Annotated in this window: 18 protein-coding genes and 2 tRNA genes; 14 read left to right on the top strand and 6 right to left on the bottom strand. The window is 32.7% G+C overall.

Going from position 1 to position 19,995, the window contains the following annotated elements; genetic code table 11:
- Window positions 1–50 precede the first annotated feature (50 nt).
- The 3 genes from PQ462_RS00700 to rseP all read right to left on the bottom strand — a co-directional run bounded on the left by PQ462_RS00700 (window position 51) and on the right by rseP (window position 1,665).
- Window positions 51–124, bottom strand: a tRNA-Asn gene (locus tag PQ462_RS00700).
- Between the two features lie 38 nt (window positions 125–162).
- Window positions 163–236, bottom strand: a tRNA-Asn gene (locus PQ462_RS00705).
- Between the two features lie 85 nt (window positions 237–321).
- Entirely contained in the window at window positions 322–1,665 is a 1,344-nt protein-coding gene (gene rseP, locus PQ462_RS00710) for an RIP metalloprotease RseP (protein ID WP_149205787.1), read from the bottom strand.
- 375 nt (window positions 1,666–2,040) lie between these two features.
- Between rseP and PQ462_RS00715 the strand changes: the two genes are divergently transcribed.
- From PQ462_RS00715 to PQ462_RS00780, 14 genes are all read left to right on the top strand, one after another.
- Entirely contained in the window at window positions 2,041–2,325 is a 285-nt protein-coding gene (locus PQ462_RS00715; RefSeq protein WP_123875669.1) for a hypothetical protein, read from the top strand.
- A 65-nt stretch (window positions 2,326–2,390) separates the two neighbouring features.
- Complete coding sequence (locus PQ462_RS00720) at window positions 2,391–2,543, top strand: class IIb bacteriocin, lactobin A/cerein 7B family (RefSeq protein ID WP_121362655.1); 153 nt, start codon at window positions 2,391–2,393, stop codon at window positions 2,541–2,543.
- Window positions 2,544–2,555: 12 nt separating this feature from the next.
- Window positions 2,556–2,720, top strand: coding sequence for a class IIb bacteriocin, lactobin A/cerein 7B family (locus PQ462_RS00725; protein ID WP_012023246.1), 165 nt, complete (start codon window positions 2,556–2,558; stop codon window positions 2,718–2,720).
- A gap of 476 nt (window positions 2,721–3,196) precedes the next feature.
- Window positions 3,197–4,336, top strand: coding sequence for an HlyD family secretion protein (locus PQ462_RS00730; protein ID WP_274252003.1), 1,140 nt, complete (start codon window positions 3,197–3,199; stop codon window positions 4,334–4,336).
- A gap of 1 nt (window position 4,337) precedes the next feature.
- Entirely contained in the window at window positions 4,338–6,488 is a 2,151-nt protein-coding gene (locus tag PQ462_RS00735) for a peptidase domain-containing ABC transporter (RefSeq protein ID WP_274252004.1), read from the top strand.
- A gap of 116 nt (window positions 6,489–6,604) precedes the next feature.
- Window positions 6,605–7,675, top strand: a complete 1,071-nt coding sequence (locus PQ462_RS00740) for an NADH:flavin oxidoreductase/NADH oxidase (protein ID WP_274252005.1) — start codon at window positions 6,605–6,607, stop codon at window positions 7,673–7,675.
- 112 nt (window positions 7,676–7,787) lie between these two features.
- Entirely contained in the window at window positions 7,788–8,828 is a 1,041-nt protein-coding gene (locus PQ462_RS00745) for a Gfo/Idh/MocA family oxidoreductase (RefSeq protein WP_274252006.1), read from the top strand.
- 306 nt (window positions 8,829–9,134) lie between these two features.
- Window positions 9,135–10,352, top strand: coding sequence for an MFS transporter (locus tag PQ462_RS00750; protein WP_274252007.1), 1,218 nt, complete (start codon window positions 9,135–9,137; stop codon window positions 10,350–10,352).
- 235 nt (window positions 10,353–10,587) lie between these two features.
- The gene (locus tag PQ462_RS00755; RefSeq protein ID WP_274252008.1) at window positions 10,588–13,407 is read left to right on the top strand and encodes a carboxypeptidase-like regulatory domain-containing protein; all 2,820 of its coding nucleotides are present in this window, start codon (window positions 10,588–10,590) and stop codon (window positions 13,405–13,407) included.
- Between the two features lie 19 nt (window positions 13,408–13,426).
- Window positions 13,427–14,776: a DUF5689 domain-containing protein gene (locus tag PQ462_RS00760; RefSeq protein WP_274252009.1), complete on the top strand. Its 1,350-nt coding sequence runs from the start codon at window positions 13,427–13,429 to the stop codon at window positions 14,774–14,776.
- A 126-nt stretch (window positions 14,777–14,902) separates the two neighbouring features.
- Complete coding sequence (locus PQ462_RS00765) at window positions 14,903–15,760, top strand: hypothetical protein (RefSeq protein WP_274252010.1); 858 nt, start codon at window positions 14,903–14,905, stop codon at window positions 15,758–15,760.
- Window positions 15,761–15,908: 148 nt separating this feature from the next.
- The gene (hflX, locus tag PQ462_RS00770) at window positions 15,909–17,138 is read left to right on the top strand and encodes a GTPase HflX (protein ID WP_274252011.1); all 1,230 of its coding nucleotides are present in this window, start codon (window positions 15,909–15,911) and stop codon (window positions 17,136–17,138) included.
- 78 nt (window positions 17,139–17,216) lie between these two features.
- Window positions 17,217–17,801: a zeta toxin family protein gene (locus PQ462_RS00775; RefSeq protein ID WP_274252012.1), complete on the top strand. Its 585-nt coding sequence runs from the start codon at window positions 17,217–17,219 to the stop codon at window positions 17,799–17,801.
- Window positions 17,788–17,943: a hypothetical protein gene (locus PQ462_RS00780; RefSeq protein WP_165768436.1), complete on the top strand. Its 156-nt coding sequence runs from the start codon at window positions 17,788–17,790 to the stop codon at window positions 17,941–17,943. Before PQ462_RS00775 ends, PQ462_RS00780 begins: the two co-directional genes overlap by 14 nt.
- A 60-nt stretch (window positions 17,944–18,003) precedes the next feature.
- Here the strand turns inward: PQ462_RS00780 and PQ462_RS00785 are convergent, their stop codons facing one another.
- The 3 genes from PQ462_RS00785 to PQ462_RS00795 all read right to left on the bottom strand — a co-directional run bounded on the left by PQ462_RS00785 (window position 18,004) and on the right by PQ462_RS00795 (window position 19,947).
- On the bottom strand, window positions 18,004–18,954 hold the full coding sequence (locus PQ462_RS00785; RefSeq protein ID WP_274252013.1) for a DUF3078 domain-containing protein: 951 nt from the start codon (window positions 18,952–18,954) through the stop codon (window positions 18,004–18,006).
- 77 nt (window positions 18,955–19,031) lie between these two features.
- A complete protein-coding gene (locus tag PQ462_RS00790; RefSeq protein WP_274252014.1) occupies window positions 19,032–19,541 on the bottom strand; it encodes a DUF2480 family protein in 510 nt (169 codons plus the stop codon).
- Window positions 19,542–19,623: 82 nt separating this feature from the next.
- On the bottom strand, window positions 19,624–19,947 hold the full coding sequence (locus PQ462_RS00795) for an SUF system Fe-S cluster assembly protein (protein WP_012023258.1): 324 nt from the start codon (window positions 19,945–19,947) through the stop codon (window positions 19,624–19,626).
- Window positions 19,948–19,995 lie beyond the last annotated feature (48 nt).

The following is a 19,995-nucleotide window of genomic DNA, read 5'->3' on the forward strand; positions in this document are numbered from 1 at the left end:
TTAACGCCAAAAAAAATACCACTTACAATTTGTAAGTGGTATTTAATAAGCTCCCCCTCTTGGGCTCGAACCAAGGACCCTCTGATTAACAGTCAGATGCTCTAACCAACTGAGCTAAGGAGGAATCACCTTAAAGGTAAATATGTTTGCTAAAAAAAGTTGCTCCCCCTCTTGGGCTCGAACCAAGGACCCTCTGATTAACAGTCAGATGCTCTAACCAACTGAGCTAAGGAGGAAGTTGTTTGCTCTTTTTAGCGAGTGCAAATATAAAACTATTTTTAGTTTCTCAAAAACATTTTCGCTCTTTTTTTTGACTTTTTTTTACTTGCCTACAATTGCCTTGTAAATGTCGTTACCATTAGCAAACAGTAGTAGTGAAATAAGTAAAACAAAACCAACCATTTGTGCGTTCTCTAGGAATTTATCGCTCGGTTTTTTACCGCTGATCATTTCGTATAATAAAAACATCACATGACCACCATCAAGTGCCGGAATTGGCAATAAATTCATAACTCCAAGCATAATTGATAATAAAGCCGTAATTGACCAGAAAGTTTCCCAGCTCCAAAAACTAGGGAAAATGTTGTAAATCGCAGCAAAACCACCTACTTGTTTGTAAGCTTTTGTTTCTGGATTAAAAATCATTTTTAATTGTTTTCCGTAACCTACTAACTGATCTTTTCCTTTTTCAAGACCAACCGGAATCGATTCGAAGAAACCATATTCTTTTGTGCTTACTTTATAGTAACCTAATTTTTCTAAAGAGTCCATTCCTAAACCGCCCACAGCAACCCCAAGTTTCCCTGCATTAGATACTTTTACGGTAATAGGAGTTTCTTTTAAATCACGCAAAACAACAGCAGGAATAGATTTTCCTTTATTGCTTTCTAAAATAGCTTTAGCTTCATCAAAATATTTAATTTTCTGCCCGTTCAGGCTTACAACTAAATCTTTTGGTTTTAGAGCAGTATTTTCAGATTCTTCAGAAATTTTGCCCACAACAAATGGCATTCTAATACCAACTAATAAGCCTTTTTCATGTTTAGACAACTGATCGACAAAATCAGTAGGCATTTTAATAGTCTGCTGTTCGCCGTTTCTTTCTACAAGAACTTGTTTTGCCATAATGATATTCATATTCATATCACTGTCAAAATTCTCTACTTTTTTTCCGTCAATAGAAATAATCTTGTCTCCGGTTTTAAATCCGGCTTTAAGCATTGCAGGATTGTCTATTGCCACACCATCTTTTAAATCAGAGTTTGCAATATAAGTATCGCCGTAAGCAAATGCCATTCCTATATAAATGATAAATGCAAGAATAAAATTTACGGTAACACCGCCAAGCATAATAATTAAACGCTGCCAAGCCGGTTTAGAACGAAATTCCCACGGCTGCGGAGGAAGCGCCATTTGCTCTTTGTCCATACTTTCATCGATCATTCCGGAAATTTTTACATAACCTCCAAGCGGTAACCATCCGATACCATATTCAGTTTCGCCGATTTTCTTTTTTAACAGCGAATATTTAACATCAAAAAATAAGTAAAATTTTTCAACTCTCGTTTTAAATAATTTAGCAGGAATAAAATGTCCTAATTCGTGAAGAATAATAAGTAAAGATAAACTCAATAAAAATTGAGAGAGTTTGATAACTATATCCATTTTGTATTTTTAATTCGTATTTAACGCACAAAAGTAGCGTTTCTATTTTAATTTGATAGTGCAATATAATACATAAGGTTTTAAATGTTTGTTAATAAATGTCCTTACTTTTAAATTAAGCTGAACTTATCTCATGTCTATATAATTAGTATCTCATTCGATGATAATGTTACAAATGTCTTATTTTGATATTTTAAAAACTTTTACAGGATGTTTTTTTTAAAACACTATTCTAATTTCATCTTTTTGATCTTGTATGAGTAATTCTTAAATAGTTAACATAACTATTTTGAAATTATTAAGATCTGTTTTGTTTTATTAATTTTTTACAGTGAGAATATGAATTTTATTAAACAAATTAAAAGAATTACAAAAATGCATAAATTAATTAGTTCTGAAAAAACAGGGACACCAGAGATTTTTGCTAAAAAATTATCCTTAAGCAGAAGTCAGCTTTATAACGAATTAGATGTTATAAAAGAACTTGATGCGCCAGTTAGGTACTGTAAAAAGAGAGAGAGTTTTTATTACACAGCACCTTTTGAATTAATATTTAATTTTTCCTTAAAAGTAATTAAAGAGGATGAAACTAAAGAAATTTTTGGAGGTACTAACTTCCGTCCAAGTTTATTAGACGGAACTCTGATAAGTTTGCCTTAACAAAATATTTCTCGAGAAAATGAATTTTGTTGAATTTATTAATTAACCATTTAAATTTTAGTATTATGAATTTAGAAGAATTGAATCTAGTTGAACTTAATGTTCAGGAAACATTAGAAATTGAAGGAGGAATTTTACCAGCAATTCTTGCAGCAGTTGAAATAGCGGGAGCTTGTTATGCAGCTGGATACGCAGTAGGTTATTTTATGAGTCATTAAAAATTTAATATTATGGAAAATTTAATAGAAAAAAAAGAAAACGAAATAGTAGAATTGACATTGAATGAAATGGTCTCAATTGATGGTGGAATAGAGAAATGGATGGTTGCAGCAGCTTTTATGGTTGGATTTGCACCAGGCTGTTGTGCTTTAGGATACTACAATGCTACACACTAAATAATAAATTTAAAAACAATTTTTATGGAATCATCTAAATTTTTAAAAATTATAAGGCTATGTGTATTAGCATCTGTGGCATTATACGTTTTAGGTTATTTTATAGGTTATTTAAGTAAAATGTTGTTTTAATTTTATTTGGAAATCTCTCTCTTCAACTCAAATGTTTGAAGAGAGATTTTTTGAATAACAAATTTTATAGTTATGAAAAAACTATTTCTTGTTCTTATAATGATAGCGTATTTACTTACTATTATTATACTTAGAAAATATCCAGAAAACCATATTTGCTCTTTTTTAATCGGACTTTCTTGTGCATTAACTGTAGTATTTTTTATATATATGATTAATATTAAAAATCAACATTTAAAAAAAAAATGAGAATAGCATTTTAATAAGACGATGCTTTGGTATACGCTAATAATTTTATAATATTCTCTTTATTTAATAAAGAGAATATTCTTTTTACCTTGAATATGAATTTCAGTTCAGATCCAATACATACTCTTGAAAATCTTATTGCAAAAAACAAATCCAAGAGTTTTTCTATTTACTTGATTGTTATTATAGCAATTCTAACTTTTTTGATATTACTGCCTATAATTAAGGTAGATATAAGTAGTCAAAGTCGCGGCATTATTCGTGGTAAAGCTGAAAATGTTCCCGTTTCAACGATTGTAAACGGGAGAATTAGCTGGATATTTTTAAAAAATAATGCTTTTGTAAAAAAAGGAGATACACTTTTAAAAATATCTAAAGAAAATCTGGAAAGTGATAAAAGAACTCAAGATACCTTATTAGTTTCTGTTCTTGCATTATTAAGAGACATTTCAAATCTTTTACAGAATAAAACAACACATCTACAAACTTCTACTGCACGCGAAGATTTATTCAAATTCCAATCTGGAAAAAATGGACTTCAAAGTAAAATTTCACAAGCTAAAATAAATTATGATCGCAATAAAATTCTTTACGATAAAGATATTATTGCTAAGGCAGATTTTGAAAAACTTGAATATGAATTACGTTTAACAGAACAGGCAATGCAAAGTTTTATAAGTCAGCAAAAAGCAACTTGGGAAAATCAGAAAAGAGATTTAGAAGAACGTTTAAAAAACCTTAACGGAACGGTTTTTAAAATAAATGCAGAATCAAATAATTATGTTGTTACAGCTCCCATTTCGGGAACTATAGAAAGCTTTTCAGGGATTCAAAAAGGCTCTTTTGTAAGCGCATCACAAACCATTGCGATAATTTCCTCAACAGACAATCTTATAGTCGAAAATAATGTTTCGCCCAATGATATTGGTTTGATAAAGAAAAACCAAAAAGTGAAGTTTCAGTTAGATGCTTTCAATTATAATCAATGGGGATTATTAGATGGAAAAATAATCGACATTGATCATAATATTACGATACAGGGTGATCAGGCATTTTTTAAAGTGCGATGTTCTCTAAACTCAAAAACTTTACAATTAAAATCAGGTGACAAAACTAACGTGTCAAAAGGAATGACCTTAACTACAAGATATATAATCACTAAAAGAAGTTTGTTTGATTTGCTGTTTGATAAAATTGACGATTGGTTAAACCCCAAATTATCAAATAAAATATAAAATGGCTTCAATAAAAATAAAACAACATGATATTAAAGATTGTGGCGCTGCTTGTCTGGTTTCTATTGGGAACTATTTTAAAGTTAATTTGCCCATAGCTAGAATACGTCAGTATGCAAATACGGATAAACGTGGTACAAATGTGCTGGGAATAATTGAGGCTGCTGAAAAAATGGGTTTTATGGCAAAAGGCGTAAAAGGAAATTTAGATGCCATAAATAAAATTCCGCTTCCAGCTATTGCACATATTGTTACAAAAGAGCAGCTTCATCATTATGTTGTAGTTTATAAAATCGAAAAATCGAAAATTACAGTCATGGATCCTGGGTATGGAAAAATGGAAGTTTATAATTTTGATGAATTTCAAAAAATATGGTCAGGAGTGCTAATACTTTTTGCTCCAAATGATGATTTTAAAATTAGAAACGAAAAAACTTCACCACTAAAAAGGTTTTGGAACTTAATTCAGCCGCATAAAACGATTTTAATTCAGGCTTTAGTCGGAGCAATATTGTTTACCGTTTTAGGATTGGCAATGTCAGTTTACATACAAAAAATTACAGATTATGTTTTAGTAGATGGAAATAGAAAACTATTAAATTTATTAAGTGTTTCTATGATTACACTTATTTTGCTTCAATCTTATATTAATTCAAAGAAAAGCATATTTGTAATGAAAACGGGGCAATTAATAGATGCTCAATTAATTCTTGGTTATTATAAGCATTTACTTCATTTGCCGCAACGTTTTTTTGATACTATGCAAATAGGAGAAATTACATCCAGAATAAACGATGCGGTAAAAATTCGTTCTTTTATAAATGAAGTGGCAATAGAAATGATTGTAAATGTTTTTATTGTCATTTTTTCATTTGTATTGATGTTTACCTATTATTGGAAACTAGCTTTAGTTATTATTCTTGTTATACCTTTTTACATTTCTATATATTTTTTATTAAATAAATTTAATAAAAAAGTAGAACGAAGCATTATGGAAAATGCTGCAGAATTACAAACTCAATTAGTAGAAAGCATTACCCATATCAGAACAGTAAAAGAATTTGGAATCGAAGAGTTTTCGAATTTTAAAACTGAAAACAAATTTGTAAAACTTTTATTCTTTACTTATAAATCGGGTTTAAATGGAATTTTTGCGGCAACTTCAACGCAGTTTCTTGCTTCTCTATTTACTATAATTTTAATGTGGATTGGCTCCGGTTATGTTATAGATCGAGAGATTACTCCTGGGGAATTATTTTCATTTTATGCGTTAATTGGATATTTTACTTCTCCAGTTGCTTCGCTGATTAATATGAACAAAACATCACAAAACGCCTTAATCGCTGCAGAAAGGCTTTTTGAGATTATGGATTTAGAAAGAGAAGAAACAGAAAATAAAGTCGAATTACAAAAAGAAAACTTAGGAGATATAAAATTTGAAAACGTTTCTTTTCGTTATGGATCACGATTAGAAGTTTTTAAAAAATTTAATGCAGTATTTAAAAAGAATCAAACAACAGCTATAGTTGGGGAGAGTGGTAGTGGGAAGACAACATTGATTTCACTACTTCAGAACTTATACCCAATAAAAGAAGGGGAAATTCTAATTGGCCAATATGATATTAAATTTATTCATTATCAAAGTTTAAGAAAAATGATTGGAGTTATTCCGCAACAGTTGAATTTATTTTCAGGAAATATTATCGAAAACATCGCTTTGGGAGATTCGTTTCCAAATATTCAAAGAGTCTTAGATTTATCGAAAGAATTAGGAATAACTGATTTTGTAGAAAAACTACCAAATGGTTTTGAAACGCAGATTGGTGAAAACGGAACAATGCTTTCGGGAGGACAAAAACAAAGAATTGCCATTGCAAGAGCATTATATAAAAAACCAGAAATTTTACTAATGGATGAAGCAACAGCTTCGTTAGATACTAATTCAGAAGGAATAGTAAAAAGAGTGATTGACAAATTCAAAACACAAGAGAAAACGATAATAGTTATAGCACATCGTTTAAGTACAATCGCAAATGCCGATACAATATTAGTTATGAAAAATGGAGAAATTATTGAATCAGGAAATCATTTAGAATTGTTGGAACAAAAATCAGAATATTATAATTTATGGAATAAACAGAATTTGCTTTAAATGTTTGTTAATTAATAAACATTTCAATTTCTCGTTTTAGCAAGATGCCGTAACTTTACTTTTTATAAAGGCTCCTATTTTTAATTGGTAGCACTAATCTATTAAAAGTTACAAATATGGCTTCACAATTATTTTCTCCCTTAACTTTAAAAAGCATCACCTTAAAAAATAGAATCGTTATTTCGCCAATGTGCCAATATTCAGCCGTTGACGGATTTGCAAACGACTGGCATCTGGTTCACTTAGGAAGCCGTGCAAGCGGAGGCGTTGGTTTAATTATTCAGGAAGCGACTGCCGTTTCTCCCGAAGCCAGAATTTCTCCTTCAGACCTTGGAATCTGGAAAGACGAACATATCGAAAAACTCAAACAAATTAACGCATTTATTGTTTCTCAAAATTCAGTTCCCGGAATCCAGCTGGCACATGCCGGAAGAAAAGCAAGTGTTTCGGCTCCTTGGCTCGGAAATAAAAAATTAGATTTTGATCAGGGCGGATGGCAGACTGCTGCGCCAAGTGCGATTCCGTATCACGAAGGAGAACCTTTTCTTCCTGAAGCTTTAGACCAAAACGGAATCCAAAAAATAATCTCCGATTTTAAAACTGCAACAAAAAGAGCCGTTGAAGCCGGATACAAAGTATTAGAAATTCACGGTGCACACGGATATTTACTGCACCAGTTTTTATCGCCTTTAACAAATATCAGAACCGACGAATATGGCGGAAGTTTCGAAAACCGAATTCGTTTTACACTCGAAATTGTAGAAGCAGTTCAAACCGAATGGCCTTCAGATTTACCTTTAATCGTTAGAATCTCAGCAACAGACTGGGCAGAAGGCGGATGGAATCCTGAAGAATCTGTACAGCTTTCAAAAATTCTAAAAGAAAAAGGAGTAGATTTAATCGATGTTTCGTCTGGCGGATTGGTTTCGCATCAAAAAATTGCAATTGGTCCGGGTTATCAGGTTCCTTTTGCAGAAAAAATCAAGAAAGAAGCCAATATTCTTACAGGCGCTGTAGGTCTAATTACCGAAGCAAAACAAGCCGAAGAAATTTTAAATAAAGGTCAGGCCGATTTAATTTTGTTTGCCAGAGAATCGCTTAGAAACCCTAACCTGCCATTAGATTTCGCCAAAGAATTAAACGACGATATTCAATGGCCAAAACAATACGAAAGAGCTAAAATTTAAATTTTTATTGGCCGCAAATTGCACAGATTAAAGTGATTTTTTTAGTTTTATTTGCGACAAAAGAAAAAATCCTTTTAATCACATTAATCTGTGGCAAAAAAACACACACAACATGCAAAAAATAAAAACAGCACTATTATCATACGGAATGTCGGGAAAGGTTTTTCATGCCCCTTTTTTAGATATTCACCCGGGTTTTGAGTTATTAGGATCTTGGGAAAGAAGCAAAAAACTCATTCAGGAAGATTATCCAGATGTAAAAAGTTATCCTTCAATCGACGATTTATTGGCAGATGATGTCGATTTAGTTATCGTAAATACACCCGTTGGAACCCATTACGAATATGCAAAAAAAGTACTTTTGGCAGGTAAACATGCCGTTGTAGAAAAAGCATTCACCACAACTGTAGCCGAGGCTCAGGAATTGGCAAAAATTGCAGAAGAAAAAGGAGTAAAATTAGCCGTTTTTCAAAACAGAAGATGGGACAGCGATTTTAAAACCGTTCAAAAAATTATAGACGAAGGTGTTTTGGGAGATTTGGTTGAAGCTGAAATCCATTTTGACAGATACAATCCGTTATTAAGTCCAAAAGCACATAAAGAAACAGCAAACGACGGCGCCGGAGTTTTAAAAGATTTAGGTCCGCATATTATCGATCAGGCCGTTTGTTTATTTGGTTCACCAAAGTCGGTTTTTGGAGATATCAGAATTACAAGAGAAAATTCATTAGTCGATGACTGGATCGATTTGTTATTAATTTACGAAGATTTCAGAGTACGTTTAAAAGCAGGTTTCTTTGTGAGAGAAGCAAATCCTGCATATACAATTCACGGAAAAAAAGGATCTTTCTTAAAACCACGCGGAGACGTTCAGGAAGACGAATTAAAACTTGGAAACAAACCAAATTTAGAAACATGGGGAACAGAATCTGAAGATTTAAAGGGAATTCTGCACACTGAAATCGACGGAAAAGTGGTTCGTGAAAAAGTGCCAACACTTCAGGGAAATTATTTCTCATTTTTTGACGGTGTTTTCAATTCTATTACAAACAATGCTGCAGAACCTGTTACCGCACAAGACGGCGTAAAAGTAATGCAGATTATCGAAGCGGCCATTGCAAGTAACGCGCAGCGTACTGTAATTAATCTGTAACGATTATAGCCCGCGAATTTTACAGGTGAAACGGGTTTACACTGGTTTGATTTTTAATTTGTGTTTAAATATATAACGACGATCAAAGACGCACAACAGTGCGTCTTTTTTTATGTGTAAAATAAAAATATCATCTGCGTAAACCCGTTTAATCTGCTAAATCTGCGTGCAAAATTTGTCAAAGTCTGCGTGCAAAACCAAGCAATTTATAAACAATAACGTTGTAAATAAACGAACAATTTGTACTTTTAAGTAAATATGCTGCTTTTTTGTAATTTTATAACATAATCCCGTAAATACACTATTTTGATAAACTTCAATCCGTTACAACTTTTTCAGACAAAAGGAAAAATCAAGAAAGTTTTTAGAGAAGCAAAAGCATCTTATCTAAACAGAATTCGTTTTGCTGTTGGAATGTTTTATTTTGGAATGGGATTAAGTTTTGCAACCTGGGCAAGCAGAATTCCGGATATCAAAACGGCTTTGCATTTAACCGAAGGCGATTTGGGTTCTATACTTTTTGCCCTGCCAATGGGACAATTAATTGTTATGCCTTTTTCGGGAAAAATGGTAACAAAATTCGGGAGTCATCGTATTTTGATTTTCTCCTTAATAATGTATGTTTTGTGTCTGGCAAATTTAGGTTTGGCTACAACTGGTCTGCAGTTATCAATTGGATTATTTTTGTTTGGATTATTCGGAAATCTGGCAAATATTGCCGTAAACACACAAGGCGTTTACACCGAAGTACTTTTCAAAAAAACAATCATGTCTTCTTTTCACGGAATGTGGAGTTTTGCCGGATTTACAGGAGCATTAGTTGGTTTAGGAATGCTGGCTTTAAAATTATCTCCTTTACATCATTTCCTTATTGTGGGCGGAATAGTGCTTTTGATGATTGCTTTTAACTTTAAATTTTTAATTAGAGCCAAAGAAAAAATCAAGCATAGTACAGAAAAGAAAAAAATGTTTACCAAACCAGACAGCGCTTTAATCTGGCTGGGCGTTATTGGTTTTTGCAGTATGGCCAGCGAAGGCGTAATGTTTGACTGGAGCGGGGTTTATTTTAAAGATATTGTACAGGCTCCGGGACCTTTAGTAGTTTTAGGTTATACATCATTTATGATTATGATGGCCGGCGGAAGATTTTTGGGCGACGGCTTAATCCATAAATTTGGACGCGAACGTGTTATGCAAATCAGCGGTGTTATGATTTCTGCCGGACTTTTTACAGCAGTTTTTCTTCCTTATATCATTCCTTGTACAATTGCATTTATGGCTGTGGGTCTGGGCGTTGCCACTATTGTGCCAACCGTTTACAGTCTGGCAGGAAAAAATCCAACAGTTCCGGCAGGCGAAGCTTTAACAATAGTTTCAAGCGTAAGTTTTCTAGGGTTTTTAATGGGACCACCTGTTATTGGACACATTGCACAAAACTTCGGGCTTCAGTTTTCTTTTGCTTTTATCGGAATCTTTGGCGTTTTAATCGCTTTTATGGTTTCTAAAATTAGAACATCTGCTTAATTTATTGCCCGCAGGTTTAACGGATTAAACTGATTTACGCTGCATTTTCTAATTTTTAAAATCTATAATAAATTATTTTTTTGTAAGAATTTGTTTTCTTTTACAAGAATTTATCTATATTTGAAACTTCTATCGTTTGTATTAGAAACCAGACAAAACTTTTTCCAAAAACCAATTTTATCTTTTGAATAGGATGAATATCCGAAAACAATTTTGAAAGTTAATTGGAATTTTAATGGTAAAAAAATACGCAGCCTTCCTTATTTTATGGTCTTTTAATCTGGCATTTGCACAGCAGGAAATAACAGTTACAGGAATTGTTATTGACGCCCGCACACAAAATCCGCTGGAAAATGTAGTGGTAACTATACAAAACACAGCAGTAATGCAGCTTACTTCCAAAAAAGGAAAATTTGAGCTTCATGTATTTCCAACTAAAGAAAAACTGCTTTTGCTGAGAAGCCAGGGTTACAAAGATTTACTTTTAAAACTTCAATACAATTCAGGACAAAATATAAATCTGGGTATTTTACAATTAGAAGATACTTATACAGATGAAGTTCCTGCTGCCTTGATTACTTTGTCAGATAATGATTTTTCTGATGATAACAGCTCTTCAGAAATGACATCGGGTTTATTGCAGTCTTCAAGAGATGCTTTTATGCAGGCGTCGGCATTTAACTGGGGTCAGGCCCGATTTAGAATGCGCGGTCTCGACAGCGAGAACGGAACGATGATGCTTAACGGTATGACCATGAATAAAATCTACGATGGCAGACCGCAATGGAACAATTGGGGCGGATTAAATAATGTACTTCGTAATCAGGAATTTTCAGTTGGAAATGCAGCATCCAATTATACTTTTGGCGGTGTTTTAGGAACACAGCAAATATTTACACAAGCCTCTTTATATCGAAAAGGAACACAGCTTACCTTTTCAGGAAGTAATGCTTCTTACACTCTGCGTGCTATAGGAACGTATGCTTCTGGAATGAGTGCTTCGGGCTGGGCTTATGTGGTTTCTGCCGGTAAAAGATGGGCAGACGAAGGCTATTTTGAAGGAACAAATTTTGATGCCGATTCCTTTTTTATGAGTGTTGAAAAGAAACTAAATAGCAAACATTCAATCAATTTTACTGGGTTTTATACGCCGAATTCCCGCGGAAAAAATTCTCCAAATACAAACGAAGTGACAGCTTTAATGGGAGAAAAGTACAATTCATACTGGGGGTTTCAGAACGGAGAAAGACGAAATGCAAGAGTAAAAACGGTAGAAGAACCCTTGTTTATGCTGAATCATTATTTTAAAATAGATGAAAAAACAAAGCTGAATTCAGGCGTTATGTATCAATTTGGAAAAGTAGGAAACAGCAATGTCGATTATCAAAATGCTGACAGCCCAGATCCGGTTTACTATCGAAAAATGCCAAGTTATTTTAGTTCACTTTATGCAAAAGACAAAGGTGAATTTTCAGGAGACTTTACTCCGGATTATGAAAATGCAGACAAAAGCAGAACAACATTTTTAGCCAATTCCCAAATTGATTGGAATGCCATGTATATGGCCAATCAAAAACAAGGTCAAAATGGTTACGAACCTTCGCAGAGTCATTATGTTTTATATGAAGACAGAACCGATGATAAAACTTTTGCAGTAAATTCTAACTTAAATACGCAGCTTACTCCAAATATTTCTTTTGATGGAGGAGTTATGTATCGAAATTTAAAATCGCATAATTTTCAATATTTACTGGATCTTCTTGGCGGAAAATATTTCGAAGATATTGATCCGTTTTATAAAGGAGACCTTTCTCAATCTGATTTACAAAATCCAAACAGACAGGTAAAAGAAGGAGATATTTACGGTTACAATTATAATTTTTCAGCCAATACAATTGATGTTTTTACACAGTTTAAATTTTCATATAATAAAACCGAATTTTATTTGACGCAATCCTATTCAATGTCAAATTATCAAAGAGAAGGTTTATACCAGAATGGACTTTATCCAACGGCATCTTTAGGAAAAAGTGAAAAAGTAAACTTTGAGAATTTTGGCTTTAAAGGCGGATTCGTCTATAAGGTTTCAGGTAAACAATGGCTGTTTTTTAATGCAGCACATTTAACAAGGGCGCCTTCACTTCGAAATACATTTGCAAATTCACGCTTAAATAATAATGTAGTAAACGGAATTGAAAGTGAAAATGTTACCAGCGCTGAGGCGAATTATGTATATAGTTCTCCAAAACTTAAATTAAGGATTACGGCTTATTACACTTTAATTAAAAATTCTTCAAAAACGTCTTTTTTCTATGCCGAAGGAATTTTTGATAACGGAGCCGGATATGATCCAACAGACGCTTTTGTAAGTCAGACTTTGACAAAAATGGACAAGAAAAATACTGGTGCAGAATTGAGTTTTGAATATCAGATTACATCTACTTTAAAATCAACCTTAAGTGCTGCTTACGGAAATTATATCTACAACAGCAATCCAAATGTTTCGATTACAAATGATGCAAATGCAGCAAAAGACGGAGCGCAGACTACTTTTGATTTCGGCAAAGCTTATCTTAAAAACTACAAGCAATCCGGAACACCGCAAAATGCACTTTCGTTGGGTTTGGAATATCGTGATCCTAAATTTTGGTGGATTGGAACCAATATTAACTATTTGACAGATAATTATATTGATGTTTCGCCTATTTCCAGAACCTCTCAATTTTACATTAATCCGGTAAACGGATTTCCTTTTCCAGAAGCATCTTCTGAAAGAGGAAATGAATTGTTGAAACAAGAAAAATTTGACCCTGTAACCTTATTAAATATCAATGGCGGAAAATCCTGGAGAGTTTATAAAAAGTATATTGGTCTTTTTGCCAGCGTTAATAATGTCCTGAATGCAGTATATAAAACCGGTGGTTTTGAACAGGCTAGAAATGCCAATTTTAGAGCTTTAAACCAAGATGTATCAAGCGGAACACCTTCATTTGGGCCCAAATATTATTACGGTTACGGAAGAACTTATTTTTTAAATCTTACTATCGGTTTATAAACCGAAATTTTAATTTGTTATGAAAAACATCGTTTTAAATTTATTTTTTGGAATAGCATTATTGTCTGTCTGCAGCTGTAATAATGAAATCGAAACACCAGTATTAGGCTGTACACAGCCGGATTTTAAAGTCAATAAAACAGTTGAAAAGGTTTATGAACTTTCGGCAAATACAGCAAAACAATATTTATATGATGACATAATTGAAGCCTATGTTGTTTCAAGTGATGAAGGAGGAAATTTTTTCAAAAGCATATCACTTCAGACAAAAGCTTCTGCAAATAATCCTGCAATTGGTTTTAGTGTTCCTGTAGATGCTTCAAACACATATATTGATTATCGGGTTGGTAATAAAGTGTATGTAAAACTTAAAAATCAATTCACAGATTTGTATTATGGCGGATTAAGAATTGGAAGTTTATATGTGAGTAATGCGGGAGATCCAACAGTGGGCAGGATTTCTCAAAATGAATACAAGAATGTTTTAAATGCATCATGTACAATCATTGATGAAAATGAATTAGTACAATCTCTTTCTGTAGAAGAAGCGCTTTCAGATAATAAATTAAATACCCTAATAGAACTTAATAATGTTGAATTTACCGAAGCAGCATTGGGACGTCATTATTTTGAAGAATCAAATAATGTAGGAGGATCAACAAATTGGTATTTGAGAGATAAAACAGGAAATCAAATTATTTTTAGAACCAGCAGTTATGCAAAATTTGCCGATCATTTTGTTCCTGAAGGAAGCGGAAAAGTAAAAGGAATTCTAACAAAATTTGGTACTGATTATCAATTTATGGTGCGATATGAAAGTGATATTGTAATGAATGGAAAAAGAAATGTTCCGTTTTTTGCAGAAGACTTTCAGTCGGTTAAAAACAATGTGAATTTTGCCTTGCCGGGATGGAGCAACATTGTAGAAAAAGCGTCAAAATTATGGAAAAGCATGGTATATGCGGGAAATGGTTATGCCGAATTTAATACCACAAGTACAACAGCTGCAGAAAATATTGCCTGGCTGGTTTCTCCTAAAATTAATTTAACAGGCTACAAAAATGCGGTACTTTCTTTTAGAAGCGCTCAGCACGATTTAAAAGTAGATTCTCCATTAAATACGCTGGAAGTATACGTGTCAACAAATTTTGACGGTTCGAGTGTAACGAAAGCAAAATGGACAAAACTTGAAGCAAAAGTTCCAACGCTTTCAAACCCTTCCCGTGAATTTATGAGTTCTGGCGGAATAGATTTATCGGCCTATTCAGGAAATATAAATATTGCTTTTCGATATGTAGGTTCCGGGAAAGATAAAACACTAAATGGGGCTTTTATGGTTGATGATATAAAGATTTTTGGCGAGAAATAAGTGTCGTGTTTTTAAGTGTTTGATTTTTAGTTTTATAAAGATGTTTTTTTGTTTTTTTAAATTTATAATTGTTGATTTCTGACAGAATTTTGTATTTTGGTCATCCCAAATCAATACAAAAACAACATGAAAACCTACTTTATTGCCATCTTAATGATGGTGTTTCCATTCTTGATGCACAGTCAGGACAACGTTAGACTAAAGCAGATCAACATTGTAAAAACAAATTACCAAAACTCTAAAGACGGCGAGATTGTTAATAAAACAATGGTTTTTAAAGATGGTAAACTTCAAACGATTACTACTTCAGATGTTGTGCAGCATTTTTATTACAACAAAAACGGACTGTTGGATATGACAGTAAAAGACAAAGTAGGAAGTGACTGGAAAGAAGTAATCAATTATACTTATGATGCTGATAACAATATTACCAAGTTTGTAAAAAAATATCAGGAAGGGCCAAACTATATTACAAAAGTGGTTTCATTCGTTTATGAAGGAGCAAGAGTAAAAGTAACAACCAAAAAGAGTACAAACCACCAGAATTTAGTTGACGATATTGAATATTTAATTGAAAACGGAATTATTGTAAGACGTACTTCACGCGATAGAAATAAAGCAATTATTGGAAAATTAGAATATGTTTATGTAAACGATAATGTATCTAAACATAGAGGATTGGTTGGCGACAAAATTTCTAAATCATATACTTATGATGATAAAAAATCAGTAGATCAATTAATTGTTCAAAGTCTTTTTGGAGATAATTATAAAGTAATTGTTCCAATGATTTCATACCACGAAGACGAATTTGCTTTTGAATCGATTTCATATAATAATGAAGTAAATTTCAGCCCTTCGTCTGCAGCTTTGGTAGCAGTAAGCAGAAAATACAAATACAACAAATTGAATTTCCCAATTTCTTGTTCACAAATTGAAGAAAACGGAATAGTTAAAACAGAAAAAACATTTATTTACGAATAAGATTATTTTTTTAATTATACTTTGAACCATTTATAAGTCAAGTTAAAACCTGATTTGTAAATGGTTTATTCTTTTATAGAATTTAAAATTGAAATTCTATAATTGTAGTAGTTTACAAATGATTAAATTTGCAGGATTATTTTAAGATATGCTAGAGAAAGAAGTTATAAATTTTGAGAAAACAGCCATTGTAGGTATTGTAACTCAAAATCAGAGTGAGGAAAAACTTAATGAATATTTAGACGAATTAGAGTTTTTAACTTTTACTGCAGGCGGAGAAGTTATTAAACGTTTTTCGCAGAAAATGGAACGCCCTAATCCGAAGACTTTTGTTGGAACGGGAAAAATAGACGAAATCAATCTTTTTGTAAAAGAAAACAAAATATCGACAGTTATTTTTGATGATGAGCTGACACCTTCTCAACAAAAAAATATTTCAAGAATTATCGATTGTAAAATCCTTGACAGAACCAATTTGATTTTGGATATTTTTGCGCAGAGAGCTGAAACTTCGTATGCAAGAACACAGGTTGAATTAGCACAGTGTATTTATTTACTGCCAAGACTTTCTGGTTTATGGACACACCTTGAGCGTCAAAAAGGGGGAATTGGTATGCGTGGTCCCGGTGAAACGGAGATTGAAACAGACAGACGTATTGTTCGTGACCGTATTTCGTTATTGAAAGAGAAAATCAAAACGATTGATAAACAAATGAGCATTCAGCGCAGTAATCGTGGTGCAATGGTTCGTGTGGCACTTGTTGGTTATACCAATGTTGGAAAATCGACTTTGATGAATGCTATTGGAAAAAGTGAGGTCTTTGTTGAAAATAAATTGTTTGCAACTTTAGATACAACCGTTAGAAAAGTTGTAATTAAAAACCTGCCGTTTTTACTTTCGGATACGGTTGGATTTATTCGAAAACTGCCAACTCAATTGGTTGATTCCTTCAAGAGTACACTTGATGAGGTTCGTGAAGCTGATTTACTTTTGCACGTTGTAGATATTTCTCATCCTGATTTCGAAGACCACATTGAATCTGTAAATCAGATTTTACAGGAAATCAAAAGTAATGATAAGCCAACGATTATGGTTTTTAATAAAATCGATGCTTATAAACACCTTACAATTGACAACGATGATTTAATCACCGAAAGAACCAGAAAACACTGGACGCTTGACGAGTGGAAACAAACCTGGATGAGTAATGTAGGTCATGATAAAGCATTATTTATCTCAGCAACTCAAAAGGAAAATTTTGAAGAATTCAGAGAAATGGTTTACGAAGCTGTTCGCCAGATTCATATTACACGTTTTCCTTACAACAATTTCTTATATCCAGATTATAAGGATGCGGTTGAAAAGGATGAAGAATAAAAGACAAACGGCTTTTGAGATTTCAAAAGCCGTTTTTTTATAAATTAGATTAGAAGTTATATTCTTATCTTTGTAGTAATGAGTAAGAATTTATATATAATTTCAGGCTGTAATGGCGCAGGTAAAACTACTGCTTCTTTTACTATATTACCTGAAGTTTTAGATTGCAGAGAATTTGTAAATGCAGATGAGATTGCAAAAGGTCTTTCCCCATTTCAACCCGAAAAGGTAGCTTTTGAGGCTGGTAGGATAATGCTTCATAGGATAAGTGAGCTCTTAGAAAGTGGCCAGGTATTTGCTTTTGAAACTACGCTTGCTACTAAAAGTTATAAATCTAAAATTGCTTTAGCCCAAGAAAAAGGCTATAAAGTTATTCTTTTATTTTTTTGGCTGCAGGATGTTGAACTTGCTATTGAAAGGGTAAAAACAAGAGTTTTGGAAGGAGGTCACAATATTGAAAAAGATGTTATTAGACGTCGATATATAAATGGAATAGCAAACTTATTTAATATATATTTGCCAATAGTTGATGAGGTTATGATTTTTGATAATTCATTTGGTAAACCTGAATTGATTGCAGAAAAAATGTTAGATACTGAAATTGATGTAATAAACGAAATCAAATACGATAAACTTAATAATATCTATAATGAAAACATATAAAAGATCAGCAACACAAACTAAAATTTTGGACGCAATGGATCAGGTTTATGACAAGTTAATTGAATTTAAAAAAAAATCAAATAGCGAGTTGGTTATCATGAAAGATAATAAAATCGTGAAGATAAAACCTAAATCATTATAAAATAAAAAAAAGATAGAGCCTCAATTCAATTGCAATTGAGGCTCTATCTTTTAATATTTATTAAAATCCAAAATTAACGCCTAAACCAAATACTTGTCTGGTTTGAAGCCCTCTGAAGGCATTGTCATCATATATTGCTTGAAAAGCAAAATTTGCAGATAAGAATTTGTTAATTTTCATAATGATATTCAAAGAATAATTGATATCTACGTTTTGAGGATCTTCCAGATAATTAGAATATAAATTCAGCGTATTTTCGGCAGTTACATTGGTCATAATGGCTAATTTATAATAAACTGAAGCATAAAAACCGAGCTCATATCGCATAGTTTTGCCTTCGTCAACTCCAAAATAATCCCCATCCACATAAGGCAGACCAGTAAATCTATCTATACCGCTTGTATAAGCGTTGTCTACAAAAGTGAATTTTGAAGTCAGCGGTGCGAAGTTTATTTTCAGGTTTTCATCTTTTGACCAGTAAATACCAGGTCCAGTGGTAAGATATCCAGGAGACATAAATTTAGTTTGCTCGGTTCTAATTTCTTTGCCATTGGCATCCTGACCATAAATATAACCCGTTGTAAATTGTGTTCTAAAATTTAAGAAGAATGAGTAATACCATTCGCCAAAAGCTCTTTTTCCCACAATTGAATTAAACTCTAAACGGTCATCAGTCTTTTTCCCGAAATCGGTATTTTTAGTTTGTAAAAGACCGTATGAAGCAAGAATTTTATTATCCCAGGTTACATCGTCTTTTTTGTAGTTAAAGTCATAATTTACTCCTAAAGTTCCGGAGAAACTATCTTCGCCTCCTGCAATCCAGTTATTAAAGCTGGATTGATTTAATAAAAGTGATACGATTCCTTTTGCTTTCCAGCCTTCTTCTTCAATGGTATCATTGATTTTTTTTACGGCTTTTTCTGTATTTTGAATTAATTCTTTTTCTGAATTTTGTGCCTGAACAATAGCAAAGTTCGCTAAAATGCATAGTAATAACGCCAGCTTTCTCATGGTTGTTTAGTTTAGTGTATTACCAAATATACTAAAAACGAATGGAAAACTAAATGATAATCTCTTGTAATTGCAGGTTATTTCTTAGATTCTTTGTACAGAGGTACTGCAGAACATGCTTCGCCATACATAATACTGCGGGCAAATGGCTGTAAATAGTTTGCAGCCAAAATGTAAGCACGCATTGGAACCGGTTTTCTAGAACAGCCTTTTACAATAACGGGTTTGCTTTTGTAAACAGAATAATCAATTTTGCTTAAAATTTCTTCGTAAAGACTTGCGTCAAGATCTTCGATAGTTCCGTTAACAACTTTTTTTGCAAAAGGAGCTAAATGAACGCCAACTAAAATTAATGCCCAAGCGGGAATAATGGCATCTGTACTGCAGTGTACAGCCACATATTGATCTTGATATTGCGACCAGTCGTGATTTTTAAGATGCTCTCTAAAGTCTTTTTCTTTCAATAAAAATCCTTCCAAAAGCCATTGCGAAATGTCAATCTGCACACGAATTCCTTTTGGATAATAATCCTCAAGATCAAAAACTTCTAAAGCACTATTGGCAACTTTATTGATGATTTCTTCCATATGAAAAGTTAGTTTCAAGTTTAAAGTTTCACGTTTCAGGTTACACAACTTGAAACGTGAAACTTTAAACTTGAAACAAATATTAAAGCATTCCTAATTCTAATTTTGCTTCTTCGCTCATTAAGTCTTTACTCCAAGGCGGATCGAAAGTAATTTCTACGTCTACATCTTTGATGTTTTCAATTGTTTTTACTTTTTCTTCTACTTCTCTTGGTAAGCTTTCTGCAACTGGGCAGTTTGGTGAAGTAAGTGTCATAAGGATTTTTACTTCGTAATCTGTGTTTACCATTACGTCATAAATTAATCCTAATTCGTAAATATCTACAGGAATCTCAGGATCGTAAATTCCTTTTAAAACTCTTACGATTGATTCTCCTAATTCGTTTGTGTCTATTTCTTGTTCCATTGTTTTTTGTTTTTGAACACTAAGTGTTTTTATTTTTTACCATTAAGA

This window comes from Flavobacterium sp. KACC 22758, from assembly GCF_028736135.1.
Lineage (GTDB): Bacteria > Bacteroidota > Bacteroidia > Flavobacteriales > Flavobacteriaceae > Flavobacterium > Flavobacterium johnsoniae.

Excerpts from the sequence above, each read along its gene's own strand:
- rseP (WP_149205787.1), bottom strand. The coding sequence starts at position 1,665 with ATGGATATAGTTATCAAACTCTCTCAATTTTTATTGAGTTTATCTTTA.
- PQ462_RS00715 (WP_123875669.1), top strand. The coding sequence starts at position 2,041 with ATGCATAAATTAATTAGTTCTGAAAAAACAGGGACACCAGAGATTTTT.
- PQ462_RS00720 (WP_121362655.1), top strand. The coding sequence starts at position 2,391 with ATGAATTTAGAAGAATTGAATCTAGTTGAACTTAATGTTCAGGAAACA.
- PQ462_RS00725 (WP_012023246.1), top strand. The coding sequence starts at position 2,556 with ATGGAAAATTTAATAGAAAAAAAAGAAAACGAAATAGTAGAATTGACA.
- PQ462_RS00730 (WP_274252003.1), top strand. The coding sequence starts at position 3,197 with ATGAATTTCAGTTCAGATCCAATACATACTCTTGAAAATCTTATTGCA.
- PQ462_RS00735 (WP_274252004.1), top strand. The coding sequence starts at position 4,338 with ATGGCTTCAATAAAAATAAAACAACATGATATTAAAGATTGTGGCGCT.
- PQ462_RS00740 (WP_274252005.1), top strand. The coding sequence starts at position 6,605 with ATGGCTTCACAATTATTTTCTCCCTTAACTTTAAAAAGCATCACCTTA.
- PQ462_RS00745 (WP_274252006.1), top strand. The coding sequence starts at position 7,788 with ATGCAAAAAATAAAAACAGCACTATTATCATACGGAATGTCGGGAAAG.
- PQ462_RS00755 (WP_274252008.1), top strand. The coding sequence starts at position 10,588 with ATGGTAAAAAAATACGCAGCCTTCCTTATTTTATGGTCTTTTAATCTG.
- PQ462_RS00760 (WP_274252009.1), top strand. The coding sequence starts at position 13,427 with ATGAAAAACATCGTTTTAAATTTATTTTTTGGAATAGCATTATTGTCT.
- PQ462_RS00765 (WP_274252010.1), top strand. The coding sequence starts at position 14,903 with ATGAAAACCTACTTTATTGCCATCTTAATGATGGTGTTTCCATTCTTG.
- hflX (WP_274252011.1), top strand. The coding sequence starts at position 15,909 with ATGCTAGAGAAAGAAGTTATAAATTTTGAGAAAACAGCCATTGTAGGT.
- PQ462_RS00775 (WP_274252012.1), top strand. The coding sequence starts at position 17,217 with ATGAGTAAGAATTTATATATAATTTCAGGCTGTAATGGCGCAGGTAAA.
- PQ462_RS00780 (WP_165768436.1), top strand. The coding sequence starts at position 17,788 with ATGAAAACATATAAAAGATCAGCAACACAAACTAAAATTTTGGACGCA.
- PQ462_RS00785 (WP_274252013.1), bottom strand. The coding sequence starts at position 18,954 with ATGAGAAAGCTGGCGTTATTACTATGCATTTTAGCGAACTTTGCTATT.
- PQ462_RS00790 (WP_274252014.1), bottom strand. The coding sequence starts at position 19,541 with ATGGAAGAAATCATCAATAAAGTTGCCAATAGTGCTTTAGAAGTTTTT.
- PQ462_RS00795 (WP_012023258.1), bottom strand. The coding sequence starts at position 19,947 with ATGGAACAAGAAATAGACACAAACGAATTAGGAGAATCAATCGTAAGA.